The 16,341-nt window shown below is 54.9% G+C and carries 13 protein-coding genes; 6 read left to right on the top strand and 7 right to left on the bottom strand.

All coding sequences use genetic code 11. From position 1 onward, the window contains the following. Positions 1-652 precede the first annotated feature (652 nt). Entirely contained in the window at positions 653-2,245 is a 1,593-nt protein-coding gene (locus A6X21_RS14520) for a glycoside hydrolase family protein (RefSeq protein WP_205847473.1), read from the top strand. A gap of 407 nt (positions 2,246-2,652) precedes the next feature. Then, entirely contained in the window at positions 2,653-3,921 is a 1,269-nt protein-coding gene (locus A6X21_RS14515; protein WP_068849142.1) for a glycosyltransferase, read from the top strand. 568 nt (positions 3,922-4,489) lie between these two features. On the opposite strand, the gene A6X21_RS14510 is transcribed toward A6X21_RS14515, so the two are convergent. Further along, complete coding sequence (locus tag A6X21_RS14510; RefSeq protein WP_068849045.1) at positions 4,490-4,954, bottom strand: carboxypeptidase-like regulatory domain-containing protein; 465 nt, start codon at positions 4,952-4,954, stop codon at positions 4,490-4,492. A 323-nt stretch (positions 4,955-5,277) separates the two neighbouring features. Continuing rightward, positions 5,278-6,342 carry a DUF1559 domain-containing protein gene (locus A6X21_RS14505; RefSeq protein ID WP_068849043.1) on the bottom strand — a complete coding sequence of 355 codons (1,065 nt, stop codon included), beginning with the start codon at positions 6,340-6,342 and terminating at the stop codon, positions 5,278-5,280. A 97-nt stretch (positions 6,343-6,439) separates the two neighbouring features. Between A6X21_RS14505 and A6X21_RS14500 the strand changes: the two genes are divergently transcribed. Together A6X21_RS14500 and glgP are read left to right on the top strand one after the other, a co-directional pair. Continuing rightward, positions 6,440-6,721, top strand: a complete 282-nt coding sequence (locus tag A6X21_RS14500) for a hypothetical protein (RefSeq protein ID WP_068849041.1) — start codon at positions 6,440-6,442, stop codon at positions 6,719-6,721. A gap of 246 nt (positions 6,722-6,967) precedes the next feature. Then, positions 6,968-9,109 (top strand): alpha-glucan family phosphorylase, encoded by a 2,142-nt coding sequence (gene glgP / locus A6X21_RS14495; RefSeq protein WP_068849038.1) that lies wholly within the window; start codon positions 6,968-6,970, stop codon positions 9,107-9,109. 154 nt (positions 9,110-9,263) lie between these two features. On the opposite strand, the gene A6X21_RS14490 is transcribed toward glgP, so the two are convergent. The 3 genes from A6X21_RS14490 to A6X21_RS14480 all read right to left on the bottom strand — a co-directional run bounded on the left by A6X21_RS14490 (position 9,264) and on the right by A6X21_RS14480 (position 11,293). Beyond that, positions 9,264-9,602, bottom strand: a complete 339-nt coding sequence (locus A6X21_RS14490) for a rhodanese-like domain-containing protein (protein ID WP_068849035.1) — start codon at positions 9,600-9,602, stop codon at positions 9,264-9,266. 167 nt (positions 9,603-9,769) lie between these two features. Further along, the gene (locus A6X21_RS14485; RefSeq protein ID WP_240490270.1) at positions 9,770-10,768 is read right to left on the bottom strand and encodes a dihydrodipicolinate synthase family protein; all 999 of its coding nucleotides are present in this window, start codon (positions 10,766-10,768) and stop codon (positions 9,770-9,772) included. 66 nt (positions 10,769-10,834) lie between these two features. Next, positions 10,835-11,293: a bis(5'-nucleosyl)-tetraphosphatase gene (locus A6X21_RS14480; protein WP_068849138.1), complete on the bottom strand. Its 459-nt coding sequence runs from the start codon at positions 11,291-11,293 to the stop codon at positions 10,835-10,837. A gap of 628 nt (positions 11,294-11,921) precedes the next feature. Here A6X21_RS14480 and A6X21_RS14475 point away from each other — a divergent pair. Together A6X21_RS14475 and A6X21_RS14470 are read left to right on the top strand one after the other, a co-directional pair. Further along, positions 11,922-12,539: a superoxide dismutase gene (locus A6X21_RS14475; RefSeq protein ID WP_068849136.1), complete on the top strand. Its 618-nt coding sequence runs from the start codon at positions 11,922-11,924 to the stop codon at positions 12,537-12,539. 443 nt (positions 12,540-12,982) lie between these two features. Next, positions 12,983-14,374 carry a (Fe-S)-binding protein gene (locus A6X21_RS14470; protein WP_068849033.1) on the top strand — a complete coding sequence of 464 codons (1,392 nt, stop codon included), beginning with the start codon at positions 12,983-12,985 and terminating at the stop codon, positions 14,372-14,374. A 125-nt stretch (positions 14,375-14,499) separates the two neighbouring features. Here the strand turns inward: A6X21_RS14470 and A6X21_RS14465 are convergent, their stop codons facing one another. Together A6X21_RS14465 and A6X21_RS14460 are read right to left on the bottom strand one after the other, a co-directional pair. Then, positions 14,500-15,132, bottom strand: coding sequence for a sigma-70 family RNA polymerase sigma factor (locus A6X21_RS14465; RefSeq protein WP_013111743.1), 633 nt, complete (start codon positions 15,130-15,132; stop codon positions 14,500-14,502). Between the two features lie 128 nt (positions 15,133-15,260). Further along, positions 15,261-16,196, bottom strand: a complete 936-nt coding sequence (locus A6X21_RS14460; RefSeq protein ID WP_068849031.1) for a histone deacetylase family protein — start codon at positions 16,194-16,196, stop codon at positions 15,261-15,263. Between the last annotated feature and the right edge of the window lie 145 nt (positions 16,197-16,341).

Here is a 16,341-nt window from a genome sequence, read left to right as displayed (position 1 = left end):
AAGGCCGGGATGAGGGCGAGCTCGAACGTATTTGCCGAACAATCAACAAGCGGCTTCATCGCACGATGCTCTCCATCTCCCCTCTCTGATAGTCCATTGGCGCTCCTGCGGTAGCCTCTTTGCCTGATTCACATCGAACGGAAAGACCCTCACCCGGCACTCCGTGCCACCCTCTCCCACGCAGACGCGGGCGAGGGCTTTTTACTCCTTCTCCCGTTCCGACGGGAGAAGGCCGGGATGAGGGTGAGCTCGCACGTATTTGGGGATCGATTCACAACCAGCTTTATCGCAAAACACTTCTTGATGAGAATCGCTCCGGTCGAAGTCTTCGTCCTGAATGCACGTCGATCGAAAAGACCCTCACTCTGGCCTTTCCCCCAAAAAAGATAAGGGCGCGGCTGCTTGTTATGGTGCAAAAGTACGACAACAAGCTTATCAGCAGATGGGCACAAGTTGTCCGGGCGACCTGCTGAAGGCATGCTTGCTCCGAGCCGCAAGCAGGGCACTTTTTTGCGAATAGCAAGAGTAGCGCAAGCAGGCGAGCGAATTTCAGAACTTCGAATTCCTCGAAACAACCTTGCGTGTGGCTCACACTTGCGGCACTTTCTCCATGATGAACACTTCAAAGATTCTCCGTCGGGAAGCCACCACGATGATCTCTCAAACCCTGCGATTTGCGACGTTTTCGATCATGCTGCTGCAGTGCATGATCGTGTTGGGTGAAGAATCGCTGATTGTAGAATCGGCTGTGCCGGGGCTGGCACCTTCGTCGCATTATGTGGTGCGAGTGCGACCTGCCGGTTCAGATCGTCCGTGGCAGGAGGCGTTTGTCTGGGAGACGGCCTGTAAGCCGATTGAGCGTAAGACCGATGCCTACTTCGATACGCTGGCTGGCTGGTCGCATAGCTATGTTAATTTTGAAACGAGTGTTGCTGTCGAAGTGGAAATCTCGCGCGTGGATGGCCAGCCCCTACGGACAGCCGCTGTTCATCCGCAGCGCAAGGCGTCTGCATGCGTGATTGCCAATGGAAAGGCCATCGTCACTTTGGAAAAACCTTGTCTCGTGGCGGTGGACATCGATGGCCAGATGGATGAACAGGACACCGGTAAAGGCTACAAGGGCCCACCCATTCATACGATCTCGATCTTTGCGAATCCGCCCTTGCTCAATAAACCGCGGGCGGATGAGGCGGGTGTTTATTGTGTCCAGCCGGGGCAGCAGCCTCCGACGGACGGAGATTGGAAGACACTCTACTTTCTGCCCGGTGTCCATGAGATTGGCCCAGGCTATCCACTTCGTGCACATTGCCAATACTATCTACCGGGCAATGCGATCGTGTATGGTACATTTTCCAATCAGACGTGGGGGGCTGGGCACCATATACGAATCTTCGGGATGGGGACGTTATCGGGAGCGAAATTGAAGCATCCTGAATATGTCTCTCCAGAGCTATCTCAGGCTCAACAAAAACAGTATCGACCGATTGAGATCGTAGGAACGACAGATACTCAGGTCGAAGGGATTACGATCGCGGACTCAGCGACACACTCCTTGATGCTGATTCATCCTTATAAAAAAGACCACCCGAACGCAGTTCGCTGGACGAAGATATTCACCTGGCGGGCGAATGGAGATGGTATTAATCCGTTTGGTAACACGCTGATAGAAGATTGTTTTATCAGGACACAGGATGACTCGCTCTATGTGAGCGGCTTGGGGATACGCCGGACTGTACTATGGAATGATGCCAACGGATCCTCCTTTGTGCTCAGCAGTCTGCCGGAGTTAACAGACCGGCAATTGATCGTGGAGGATTGCGATGTCATTTACAGTCGGGCGAAATGGCATCATTGGAGTGGTGGGCGTGTCTTTAACATGCGCGGTGAAGGTGGCGGAGCGGCTGGTCGCGGTGTGATCTTTCGCAATATCAATATTGAAGATCCCCGGCCGACGTTACAGCAATTCTTCGTGTGTATGACGATGCCCGAGCCCTATTCGCGGCACGGAGAAGACCGTTCGGAGGGTGATCTTGCGGGAGTATTGTTTCAGAACATCTCGATTGCCGCCCCCAGCGTTCTGGGTGAACCGCAGTTGTTGTGGGGCGCAGCGAACGCCCGGATTCGAAATTTGCGATTTGAAAACCTGACCGTCTCAGGCCAACCGATACTCGACGCTTCGTTCTTTAAGACCAACGCGTATGTCGATGGTTTAACGTTTGAAAAAACAACGCCACGTCTTCCTTGAATCCTCTGGTACGATGGCGACGCTCAGAAAGATTGACAGATATTGCGTTCAAGACGTCGGCTGCTGAACAAAACGACCGGCTCGGAATGACACCTGGAGTTCTCCCTGATGTCGGCAGACTGGAATAAGAGGTGCTTGATGACCTCCTTGTTCCAAAATACTGCCATTTTTTTGGAATAAGGAACCCCTCGGAGGCCCGTTATGTCGGCCGATCGACATAAGGAAATTGTGGTGGATGGTTGTAACCCCTCGTCAATCAAGGTGCACAAATGGTTTGATTGAGCTCGTGATGGTCAATTCTGGTGACGTTTTGAACCTCAAATCGTCTCACGACCACATGACGATCGTTGACTCTCGGGAAACGTAGCGACCCGGCAATTTCCATGTCTGCGGGCAAGTCATCACCGATGCGAACTGCTTTGATCTGCAATGATACTCGCGGCGGAATTCAGCCCTATCTGGCTCTGGCGATTGAGCTGAAGAGTCGAGGCGATCATGTGAAAGTCATCGCACCCGAGGGGTATACGCGTCTGGCGGAAGAAGTGCTGCAACCCCATGGCATTTCCTTTTGCGGGCTCCCGGGGGATGTCGAAGCGGTGCTGCGAAATCCGGAAGTCGCGCAGCAAATGGAGAAGGGGTTCTGGGCAACTCATCGATTAATGATTCAACATGCGACGAGTGCGATGTGCGATTCGATGCGAACAGGCCTGGCAGCCGCTGAGCAGTCGGACCGATTGATTGGCGGTTTTGGTGGCATGCTGGTGGGCGAATCAATCGCCGAGAAGCTGAAGATTCCCTTCATTCAGGCTCATTTGCAGCCATTGACAATGACGGGAGAGTACCCGGGATTGCTGGCTCCGACCTGGTTGCCGCGATCGATGAGGTTACTGAATCGATGGACTCATGCCGCATCGCGACAGATCTTCTGGCAGGCGATGCGACCTGCTCTGAATACTGCCCGAAAAACCATTCTCGATCTGGCGCCCATCCGTTTCTGGGGAAATGTGGGAAGACAGAAATCCCCGGGAGAACTCTTGCTTTACGGATATTCGGCAGCACTTGTTCCACAACCGACCGATTGGCCACAAGGCGCCCATGTCACGGGTTACTGGTTTCTTGATCGCCGGGCGGATTGGCAGCCACCGGTGGAACTGGTGCGTTTTCTTGAAGCCGGGCCACCACCCGTGGCGATTGGCTTTGGAAGTATGTCGAGTCGTGATGCCGGAGTGATGACCAGGCTGGTGCTGGAGGCGGTGCAATGGGCTGGGCAGCGTGTTGTCCTGCTTTCAGGCTGGGGGGGCCTGCCAGTGACTTCACTACCGGAATGGGCTTATGCACTCGACTCCCGCCCACATGACTGGCTGTTCCCCCGGTGCTCGCTCGCGGTCCATCATGGTGGCGCTGGTACGACAGGGGCAGCTCTGCGCGCCGGACTGCCATCGATCGTCATCCCGTTCGGCGCAGATCAGTACTTCTGGGCCGCACGTCTCCAGGAAAAACAGCTTGGCATCTCCCTGGGTTCGCGAACCACTGTCACCAGCCATCAGTTGGCGCAGGCCATGCAATTGCTGCTGAACAATCCCGATTACCAGCATCGAACACAAGCCTGCGCGGAGTTCATCGAGCAAGAGAACGGCGTCCAGCGCGCCGCTGATCTGCTGATGAACAGCAGGTGAGGCGCATGCCATTGATCATGTGCCACGCGCTCCGCGTGATATGTCGTCATGCTGCGATTGAACTGCTTGAAGAGGACGGCACCTTGCCGCTGCTGGATGGCGCAATAAGCAAGGCACGATTCGTATGGTGGGAGTCAAGCGATTCTCGATGAGCTTCGAATCGGCAGGCGGGAGCCTGCCCTACATAACTACGAGCCGGAAGCATCAGCGACGGGGACTCGCATTGGTGATCTCACAATCGGAAGCGAGAGGGATTTAGCAGAAATGTTCTGGTTCGGAGGGGCGTTGAAGAAGAGCTTGTGGCAGTGGAGAGATTAATAAGCCATGTCCGTCGCTGACGATTCCGGCTCGTAGCACTTCCGGCTCGTATTGTGTGTAAGTCGTGCAGGCAGGCTCCCGCCTGCAGATGCTTCCGGCATATAGGAAGTTTTAGCGTTTGGATGCCATACTCGAAGGCCACGCCCTGACGAAAGGCCTTCGAGGCGTTCCACACGTGGTGTTGAGGAGTTTTGCTACGTTTGGTAACAGTTTTATCGGCAGGCGGGAGCCGGCCCTACAAAGCTGGCGATCAGTCGGCTTTTAATTCGAGCTTGATGTCTGTGTTCCCTTTTTCGTCGAGGGTGACGGTTAATGGGGTTTTCTTGGCGTCGGTGTATTTTGCTGGCACAAGTGAGACCGGCTTGGCCTCGGGGATCGCTGGTGAGTCGTGGCTGGCGGGTGTGGAAGGGGCTTCCGGCATGGGGGCATTCTTGGTGACAGTCACCTTGTATGTCCCTGGAACTGCACCAGGATCAGGTGGGAAAGCCTTCGCATCAAATTGACCCGAGGCGTTGGTGGCACTTGAAGCGGCTGTACCGCCAGTGGGTGGTACAAAGATCACAATCGCGCCGGCCAGTGGCTCGCCGTTATAGGTGACGACACCCTGGGCGGGAACTGTTTTTGGTCTTTGGGCTTTGAACTTATCACTACCACCGCCGCAACCCAGGGTGAGAACGATAGCGAGAGGACAGACGAGTAAAGCAAGGTTTCGCATCAGGTGATCCTTGAGCTGCCAATGGATCGATCGATAGCCATCGGTGTTGTTCGTAAAGAAAAGTCAAAAAGACGTTAAGGCACATACCCCTCGATGAGACAAGGGGACATGCCTTAACGTTCGAGGTGAGATGGGTCGAGAAGCTAGTACGTATCAATCGCTGATGTCATTTCGCCTGAAGGTCATCGCGGGTTGATACGCATCGTTGGAAAAAGTTGCTCATTCATACTTGCCCAGAGCTGCAAGCATGGCACGGGGCCGCAAGCATGGCACTGGACTGCAAGCATGGCGCGGAAGATACTTCCATCAGTTAAAGAGCAAGATTAGAAGTCGGCTGTGGTTTCGCCACCGGCGCGAGAGCCCAAGGCGCCCCAGACGCCGTAAGGTGATGGGCCGCCAGCGGTCGCACCCATCCAGGCAGCGGACTGATCGCCAGTGTTGATGTTTTCGCTGATGAACCGGACGGCACCATCAGTCATGAGGGCATGGACGCCCCCTGTGTGCCGACTGCCAGCGGTGTTCACAGTGCCGTTCCAGTGTCCAGCCGATCCGTTTTGTGAGCAGGCTGGGCCGTTGGGAGCAATGGCTGTTGTAAAGCCATTGAAGAAGCCGGCACCATCACCCCAGCGATAGCCCCACGAAGTATCGCCTGTCCAACCACCACCAGGAAAAGTGCCTGTGCTGCGGTCGAAGAGAGCCGTACAGGCTGCGGGGTTGGCAATACCAGCAGTGGCTGAAAGCATGCCGCGAGTGTTGGTGCCTGTGGGGCGGACGCCTTCGGCCATAGCAATGGTGTTACTGGTCCCATCAAGGGCATCGCGAACGCCATAGCAGACGAGGGAGCCGAACATGCCGCGGGATTGAACCACAATTGGAGTTGTGGAACTTCCATTACCACCAGAGGAAGTGATGCTGTCACCACTGGAGAACATGTAGTTGTAGCGACCAATCAACCCGCCCGCGGGTGGGGCCGAGAGTGTATCGGAAGGACACATCAAAGCAGGCAGATCACGCACCCAGTAAGTACCACCAGCCCAGGGAACCTGGCCACCCGTTTGAATCTGATTGAACAGAGGTGTCTGATCGAGGTAAGGCAGCAGGCTCACAATCCCGCTGATGCGAGTTCTTAACTCTGCACCAGGAGTTGTGTTCACGGGAGTTCCGGAACCGGTTTGTCTGGGGGCGAACACACCAAAAGTGTCGTGGTAGTTGTGGAGGGCAAGACCCAACTGTTTGAGGTTGTTGCGGCACTGCGTGCGGCGAGCCGCTTCACGAGCCTGCTGAACGGCGGGCAGCAGCAGAGCAATCAGGATCGCAATAATCGCGATCACGACGAGGAGTTCAATCAGTGTGAACCCTCTGCGGTTAAGACGGGGGAAATGGGACATGTGAGACTCCGAAGAAAAGTAGGGAGAGAAGACATTTCCGAATGGAAGATGGTGGAATCACCAATAAAGCACCTCTTTATCGTATCGATAGTGATCTATGCGTCAATTTGTTGGCAGCCACATCCCGATTTTTTTTGTAAAAAAATCTTTAAACCCTGAATTTGCGCGGAACTTTTTCGAAAACTTGTGTTTTTCGGTCTCCCCAATTGAGTTTCCTTACGGGAAATCCTCGGGTTTCGAAGCTGCAACTCATCTCCGCACCTGTGCCTATGTTTTGTGCGAATCTCTCGACCACTTTTCTTTGAGCCCGGTTTTTATGGGGATTGATTTGGCTGAATTCTTGGCTATCAGGGCGGATGGTGACCTGATGGAGCGATGACTGCTGGACGAATAGGCATTCCGTTTGCGACTGACGACTTTTCACGTCGATTTCCCAATCTTCCGGGAGAAATCCTGTTCTCCTGCCGTTAGACTGCCGTCACAGAATCGACTGTGGGCATTCGACTGTGGAAATTCGACGGTGAGCATTCGATCTGGCAGTCTCCCGGAGATCCTGTGAACAGCAGTTGGCTCAGCAAGAGACATTTGGAAACAAGACACCCCTGCAAAAGAGGACGAGCTGTACATGGCCAAGTCATTTCGGGATAAGCTCTACGCATTGGCACGCAATTACTGGTGGTGCTGGCAACCAGATGTGACCTCGATCTTTCGTGATCTCGACGCTGCCAAGTGGCGCGAACTTGATCACAACCCGGTCTTGCTGCTGGAAAGTCTGACGGAAGATCAGCTCGAACAGCGGGCTCGCGAGTCTGTACTGCATTCACGCGTCAACTACGCTTACCGCCGGTGCGAAGAATACCTGCACGATAAGAACACGTGGGGGGCACTCAATGCCGGTATTCTGGGTCAGAAGCCGGTGGCTTATTTCTCGGCTGAGTTCGGGATTCACGAATCGTTGCCGAACTACTCGGGTGGTCTGGGTGTGCTGGCCGGGGATCATCTCAAGAGTGCATCTGACCTGGGTGTTCCTCTGGTGGCGGTGGGTCTGCTCTATAATGAGGGTTATTTCTCGCAGCAGATCGATGAAGATGGCTGGCAGCGTGAAATTTATGATCCGGTCAGTAATCACCGGCTCCCCATCCAGAAAGCCAAAGGTCTGGATGGCAAGGATGTCATCGTCAAAGTCGATACCCGCACGGGTTCAATCTACGCGCAGGCCTGGCAGGTCAATGTGGGTCGCGTGCGTCTGTTCCTGCTGGATACGAATATCGAGCAGAACACACCGGAAGATCGCCGCCTGACAGCCCGTCTTTACGGCGGTGACGTGCGGATTCGCATCCGTCAGGAAGTCATCCTCGGGATTGGTGGCGTGCGTGCTTTGGCACAGATGGGGATTGTTCCCAATGTTGTCCATATGAACGAAGGCCACTCGGCTTTTGCCACACTCGAACTCATTCGCCAGCGGATGAATGATGATGGCATGTCCTTTACAGATGCCATGCGTGAGACAACGGAAATGTGTGTCTTCACCACACATACACCTGTCCCCGCAGGTCATGACCGTTTCGGTTACGACATGATTGACGAGCACCTGGGGCCGACGGCGGATCAACTGGGCATTGGCACAGTGGGTCTGATTGGTTTGGGCCGCGTGAATGTGGCTGATCCGAATGAGCCTTTCACCATGACCGTGCTGGCATTCAAATGCAGTCGCCGGGCGAACGGCGTTTCGGCATTGCATGGCATGGTGAGTCGTCGCATGTGGACGGGTTTGTGGCCGAACAAAGCCGAGCACGAAATCCCGATTGGTCATATTACGAACGGTGTGCACCTGGGGACGTGGCTTGCGCCGCAGCTCGCCGAAGTTTACAACCGCGTGCTGCCACCGGATTGGAAGCATCGCAGCGGTGAAGCGGACACGTGGAAGAACTTTGAGAGCATTTCGAGCGGAGAATTCTGGGAAGCTCACGAAGCCCTTAAACAGCGTCTGATTGCGATGGTTCGCCGCCGGATGATCACTCGTGCTCAAAGGCTCAATCACGATAAGAAAGAGCTGGTCGAGCTGGAGTCGCTGCTGAATCCGGAAGCATTAACGATTGGTTTTGCCCGCCGGTTTGCTCCTTACAAGCGAGCCGATCTGGTGCTGAAAGACGTGGCCCAGCTCGCGGGGATCGTGGCAGATTCTGAGCGTCCTGTGCAATTGATTTTCGCTGGTAAGAGCCACCCTGCTGACGATTTCGGCAAGGGGATCTTGCAGCGGATTTTCAAGATGTCGCAAGACCCGGCATTCAAGGGGAAAGTGGTTCTCGTCGAGAACTACGATATGAACCTGGCCCGGCACCTTGTTCAGGGTGTGGATGTGTGGCTCAACAACCCACGGCGTCCTCTGGAAGCTTCGGGAACGAGTGGTCAGAAGGTGGTCCTCAATGGTGGCCTCAACTGCTCGATTCTCGATGGCTGGTGGGCAGAGGCTTACGATGGTCTCAATGGTTTCGCGATTGGGAATGGTCGTATTCACTCGAATCAGGAAATTCAGGATGAGCGCGACGCGAAGGCGCTGATGAAGGTTCTTCAGGAAGAAGTGATTCCACTCTTCTACGACCGCGACGAGCATGGCCAGCCACACAACTGGATCAAGCACATGAAGCGGTCAGTCCGTACACTCGGCTGGCGATTCAACAGTGATCGTCAGGTGATGGATTACGTGATGAAGGGCTACATTCCTGCTGCCGGTGGCGAGTACTGCGAAATGGATCGCTTCCACTAGGCCCGACTCTCGTGGTCAACGTTCAAGAAGTTGGCTGCGGACAGGGGTAGTGGCTGGCAGATCACCGTCTCCACGACAGCCTGGATCTCGCAAGAGACCCAGGCTGTTTTCAGTTGAGTGGCGGTATCCTCTTCAATACATCTTGCGGAAGTTTTTAATAGCGGGGGAGTGTCGGATCGATGGCGGTTGCCCAGTGATCGATGCCACCCGCCATACTCACCGCCTTCGGAAAACCCTGCTGTCTGAGCCACTGCGCCACTCGCAGGCTTCGGCCACCATGGTGGCAATGCACGACGATGTCGTTTTCCTTCTGCCCGGCCAACTCACTCAGGCGATCCTGCATCTGGCTCATCGGCAGAAGCAATGCGGCTTCGAGATGCACAATCAGGTGTTCATCCGGTTCGCGGCAATCGATCAGTAAAAATGGCTTTCCTTCGTCAAGCCACTGCTTCACGAGGGAACAGTTCGTTTCGAGTGGGAGTTCTTCAGTCATCGCGTAGCTCACAATTCCAGGGTTCGTGCAGCCAACTCACTGGTTTTCAGCAGGGAGGCTCGCTTGAACATGACATTCATTGTATCGATTCAAGACCGATTGGAAGCAAAAAGCGTCGATTCTCCGGTCATTTATCGGGCCCATTGGGATCGGGCAAGGAGAGAGATTCATGCGATTCCGCCAGCATGTGCTGAATGAGCGGTCGAGGGGATTTCAAGCCCCATCGATTTCGCAATTTCCTCGAGCACAGGCAGATCGGTTGCGGGTCGTGTCGGGCTGCCGGGATAAGTGAAATCTGTTCGGGCCCAGCCACGCAGTTTCAGGAATTGCGCAGCCGTATGCTTGTAAGCGGCCCCGGGGTGACGAAAGGCAAACGCTCCCAAATATTGAAGCTGATCGTTGAGTTCAAAGAACCGGGCGTCATTCCCGGCCCAGTAACGATCGCGCAAAGCAAACAGATCGGGGGCAAATGTGCTCAGGCCCAGGAGATAATCACTGCCATACATCACCATATCGATGGCGAGGTCGTTCCCGGTGTAGAGGATGAAATCGGGTCGCTCGCGATTACGAATCACGAGTCGTTCGAACTCAGGCAGCCTGTGAAACGATGAATGCTTGGCACCGACGCATTGGCGGATCTTCAGCAGGCCACGGAATGTTTCCAGATCGTAAACTTTGCCAAAACGGGCTAAGTCGGTCGTCAGTTCAAACCCGAGAAAGCGATCGCAGCCACGGGCCAGTTGCTCATAGCGACTCAGGATTTCATCGCTGCTTCCTGTGGTGAGCCCGAACGATTGAAAGACAATCGGCAACCCACCAGCTCGGGCAATTGCTTCCATGCGCGATGCATAATGAGCACCATGAAATGCTGCACCCGGCTCATCACGCACAAACGCACCCGCAATGAATAGCTTCCCGCCCAGAATCGATTGCGTTCGCTGCAGGATCTCGTCTTCGAGTGGAACTCCCAGCAGGTTGATATACCCCGTATCCATATTCACTGCAGGAGTGAGACCCGCCTCAACTGTACGGATCAAATGAGCTTCCCACGCTTCCCAGTCGATGGTGGTCTGGTCGCTCATGGGGAGCAGGATGGCCGACGCTCCACGAATGGTTCGGCCCGGCTGGAGCATCGACAGCGGATCAATCTTCGGAGGAGATGACATGATCACTTTTCCAGAGTTCGATCGATCAACGTCGATCATCAGGGACATCTGGCCTCAGGTGACAATTCACGAGGCCGCTGGAGGATCGACTCGCAGCACTTCCGGATTGGAGGCAAAATGTTCTTCAATTTTTGCCAGGAGCGGATTGATTGTGTACCGCTGAATATGATGAGGCGGCGTCCAGAGTCGCCACTCGTAACCGACATGCTCCGTGAGCTTCAGTGGCCGGTCGCGATTCAGCCAGCCCAGATAAATCATCAGGGTTTTTTCAACAGGCTCGGGACCAAAACGCGCTTCGACGGGATGGTAGGTTTCGGAGTAACTGAAAGTGGGGTCAAGCACGACATCTGTCCGGGGAATCCCGGTTTCCTCTTCCATCTCGCGCAGGGCACATTCGAGATCGTTCTCACCCTCTTCCAGATGCCCCTTGGGAAGGTCAAAACGATGCCGATGCTTCAGCAGAAGATAGGTCAGATGTGGAGTTTTACGAAACAGGATGACTCCGCACGCCCTGACTTGTCGCATGCTTGATTGTCTCCTGATGAAAAATTCACGATGAAAGTAATGGTAACCGCAGTGACATCGACAGACAGGTGGATGGCCAATCTCTGGCGCGCAGCCAGAGCTTCTCTCAGGCTGACGGACGATCGACGCACCGTCAACCTTCCGGAAACCGGCTGACACATTGAATATATCGCCAGTTACCTGTGCTGGCGAACGATCAGACCGTTTCAGGCGAGTTTCATCCTCATTGCCGCCTGCGGTACCTCGCGTGAAAATCTCCTTTGATCGCTTTTCTGGTGAGGTTTCCAGCACCTGTCAATCTGCTGAAAAGGGCATTTTCATGCCAGCGAGACTCGGCAGAACTTGGAGAGCTTTATGAGATATGCCTCTTGAGAGTGTTGTTCACAAGGTGGGATTCCCTAGAATAGAACACAAGTCGCGAGTGTGGCAAAAAGGGCATCTGTCGCGTGATATGGCCTTTGGAACCATCGCGGAACGACCAGACATTTGCCTGACAAACGCCCACAGGTTTCCTGAAAGGGTGAGGGTTCAGGGCAGATTCCCGCCAGTTATTAACCTGAGGGTGGCCTGCCGTCTGAAGAGATGCACCCGCTTGAGCCATCGAAACGAAATTGAAGGAGAATCGATTATGCCTTTCACATTGCCTGCTTTGCCCTATGCCCCCACAGCTCTTGAGCCGCACATCGATGCCCAGACGATGGAAATCCACCACGGCAAGCATCATCAGGCCTACATCAACAATGCCAACAAGGCTTTGGAAGGTCATCCCGAACTGGCTGCGCTCACCGCAGAGCAGCTCATTTCCGATCTTTCCAAGGTTCCTGAAGGGATTCGCACAGTCATCCGCAACAATGCAGGTGGTCATGCCAATCATTCGCTCTTCTGGACAGTCCTGGCACCGAATGCTGGTGGTACACCAACAGGGGCACTCGAAGCAGCAATTAACCACACGTTCGGGACATTCGACGCCTTCAAGGAAAAGTTCAACGCTGCCGCCACGACGCGTTTTGGCAGCGGCTGGGCCTGGTTGAGTGTTGATTCCAAGGGTGGTCTGGTGGTGGAGAGCACACCCAATCAGGACAGCCCCCTGATGGAAGGCCGCACACCGATCCTGGGGCTCGATGTGTGGGAACACGCTTACTACCTGAAGTATCAGAACCGCCGCCCGGATTACATTGCTTCATTCTGGAACATTGTGAACTGGCCTGAAGTCTCGAAGCGATTTGCTGCCGCTGGTGGCAAGTAGTCGCGTCGTTTGTTGCGGATGGCGCGGGGGTCAAACGTCCTCGTTTGCCCCCAGGTTTTATGACTCAGATCGTTGAGGAACCATCTGCGCAAAAGACAGGAATGCATGTCACAGATGCATTTGAGCGGGTGACCTTGATTGACCAGGGGGCGGATAGAAGACATCCGACCCCCGCCACCCGTTGTTCTGGCGAGTGAGAAGACATGCTTGCCCAGAGCTGCAAGCATGGCACTGAGCGAGTTGACAATGTACCGAAACATACTTGCTCAGGCCCGCAAGCATGGCAGACAGCAGGCCCATCGGCTTGAAACTCCGATTCGTGATCCGAAAGAACTCCCGGGACTCGCAAGAGTGCCGGGAGTTTGCATTGAGCCATGAAACATCGTCATCATGACTTGAGCGAACTTGAAAAAACGTCCTGATGCAGCGAAAGAGTTTCTCACATGAGTCCCAATCAGGCTGTGCCGGCATCGGGTCAGAGTCCAGAAAACAGCAGCTTGCCCGCCGGTTTGCAGACTCAGTTGCAGGCCTCGATCCCGCAGAAGCGATTTCTTGATTGTGTGCATTGCGGGCTGTGTCTTTCGGCCTGTCCGACATATCTCGAAACCGGCGATGAAAACGACAGCCCGAGAGGGCGCATTTATCTCATGCGTGCTGTGGCCGAAGGTCGGACCGGCCTGACCAATGAAATCGCCTCCCATCTCGAAGCCTGCCTCGATTGCCGGGCCTGTGAAACGGCCTGTCCTTCAGGAGTCCAATACGGTCGGCTCATCGAGCCTTTCCGCGTGGCGATGGAAACCACACGAACAGAGGTGCAGCCGGGGTTGGCCAGTCAGGCCAGCCAATGGCTGACCAGTACGTTACTGACGAAACTCTTTCCTTCTGCCGGGCTCACACAATGGGCGTTGTGGCCTGCCCGCTGGATGCAGGCACTGGGTGTCGATGGATTGGCGAAGAGCTGGCCGGCACGAGCATTGACGCCGCAAATTCTGCAGCGGATGCATCGCCTGTTGCCGAAGTTGTCACCTCCTGCCGGAGCGCTGCCGGATCGTTTCGCCCCGGTGGGCCCCCGGCGGGCAACAGTCGCTCTGCTGACAGGTTGTGTCGCTGAAGCGATGTTCTCGCAAACCAACAGAGCCACGATTCGCGTCCTGCAGCACAACGGTTGTGAAGTTCTGATCCCAAAGACGCAGGCCTGCTGTGGTGCGATTCATTATCACAATGGCGATCGCTCCGAGGCTCTGCGTCTGGCACGTCAGAATCTGGGGGCTTTTCCATGGCGGAATATTGATGCCGTGATTGCCAATGTCGCTGGCTGCGGTGCGATGCTCAAAGACTATGGCCACATTGGCGAGGAAGATCCGCAGATTGATCCTGTGTTGCTGGAAGAACTGACTTCATTCGCCCATAAGATCAAAGATGTTTCCGAGTTTCTTGTCGATCTGGGGCCGATCGAACCGCAGCATCCGGTCCACCTGAAAGCGGTTTATCACGATGCCTGCCATCTCTGCCATGCTCAAAAGGTCAAGCAGCAGCCTCGACAACTCTTGAGCATGATTCCCGGATTAACGATCGCCCCGATTGAAGAGGCCGAAATCTGCTGCGGCGCAGCAGGAAGTTATAATCTGACTCAGCCGGAAATGGCCGATCGACTCGGACAACGGAAAGTCGGTCATATTCTCGATGTCGAGGGCGTGCAGGCGGTGCTGACAGGGAATGCCGGTTGTGCGCTGCAAATGGCGGCCTGCCTCTCGGAAGCCAATTCCAGCATCCCCGTCATGCATGTCATGGACATTCTCGACCAGAGCTACGGGCCAATACCGCAAAGCAGGTAAAACGAATCACAAATTTATTGGCGCGTTGATCGTCACAAAAGCATGCTTGCTCAGAGCCGCAAGCATGGCACACAGGCCAATACCACAAAACAGATAACTTTCGGGCAGCCCGCTGCACACGAAGATCAGGTTCCCGGGAGGCTGAGCCCGTCTTCTCCCAGAACATTTCTCAATTTGCGCAGGGCTCTTAAATGGCGCATGCCGGCGGCTGGTGGTGTGAGCCCCAGAATCTCGGCCACTTCGTTATTTCCCAGTTGCTCAAAATGACGCATCAGGATCATTTCGCGATCATCTGCCTCAAGTTGTTCGAGTGCCAGCAGAAATCGCTCCTCGAACTCGCGGCGAATGTTCTCAGCCGCCGGTGTCAGTTCATCATCTTTGAACTGATCCATCAGTTGATCGCCGGAATTCTCCTGGCTGACGGGCAAGGCCTGTTCTCGATCCATGCTCCGCCGGAGGGCACCGCGATGCCGGCGATGCAGATCGATCATGCGGTCGCGCGCCAGATGTCTCAGCCAGACATGAAATGGCAAACGGGGATTTTCCAGATATTCCCGCAGTCGCCCGGAGGCTTCCATAAAGACATCCTGGACCACGTCACTGGCATCGACCCGGCGGGCCATCTGCCGATCCAGTCGCAATTCAATCATCCGGCGCAGGGGTGTACGGTGTCTCTCCAGAAGTTCATTGACAGCTTTGTCATTCCCTTCCCGGAGGTTCTTCAGCAGTGCATCAGTCTGGATTGTATTTTCTTGCATGCCTCAATTATGACTGAAAAAACAACCGCACTGCACGTCAGAATTGGGAGCGACGTCACGTTTCCAACTCCTGAGAACGATTTTGCTGGTCATCCCTCGGGCCCGGGATCTCAATTCTCACAAACCGGTCAGCGTCTGTCACGTCGCTGCAGATTCCAGCGAATTCCCTCAAGAACAGTCGCAAAGTGAATCTCGACAATATCTTCCACTCGAGGCGAATACCCTCCCGCCATGCTGATGGCCACCGGGAGGTCGTATTGCTCACAAAATCGGTACACCAGTCTGTCGCGAGCCTGTAACCCGGCTTTCGTTAACGCCAGCCGTCCCATTTTATCTCCCTCGAAGGGATCCGCACCCGCCAGAAACAACACCAGATCGGGTTGCGGAAATCGCCGGGCACATGCGGCTAATCCCTCATCGAGAGCCGCCAGATAGGCGTCATCGCCGGTTTCATCGGGCAGGCCACAATCCAGATCACTGGTTTCTTTCACAAACGGATAGTTGCGTTCGCTGTGAATCGAGAAGGTGAAAATCGAGGGATCCTGCCGGGTGATGGCGGCTGTCCCATTCCCCTGATGGACATCGCCATCGACAATCAACACACGCTGAACCAGTTGTTCCTGCTGCAGGACTCGGGCGGCAATCACACTGTCGTTAAAGATGCAAAAACCTTCGGCCCGGTCGGCATAGGCATGATGAGTTCCACCGGCCAGATTCGCGCCAAACCCTGTGACCAGAGCCGAACGGGCGGCTTCGATGGTGGCACCCGAAGACCGCCGCGATCGCTCAATCAACTCGGGCGACCAGGGAAACCCCAGCCGCTTGATGTCGTCGCGAGTCATCTCACCTGCCGACACCTTGTGTAAGTAGTCGGCATTGTGCGCCAGGAGAATCTGAGCATCGCTGGCAGCGGGTGGTTCCAAAAGCTCGATGGTATGCGGATCAATTTCACCACTTCGCAAGGCCAGATCGATCCGTTCTCTCAATGCTGAATATTTGCTCATCGGGAAGCGATGGCCAGGTGGCAAGGGGAGGACAAATCGCTCGGTCGTGTAGATATGCATGCAAAAATCACTCATGATGTCGAGGAGGTCTCAACCACTCAGGAAATCCGATCAGTATCGAGAACTTGAGTGGGTGCCAGAGATGTTGTGAACGAGGGCAATTTCACCGACTGAGATGACTGGACTTTCGAAAACTTGCACCTCT

The organism is Planctopirus hydrillae (assembly GCF_001707835.1).
GTDB classification, from domain to species: domain Bacteria; phylum Planctomycetota; class Planctomycetia; order Planctomycetales; family Planctomycetaceae; genus Planctopirus; species Planctopirus hydrillae.
This window is presented reverse-complemented; position numbering and strand designations above follow the sequence as displayed.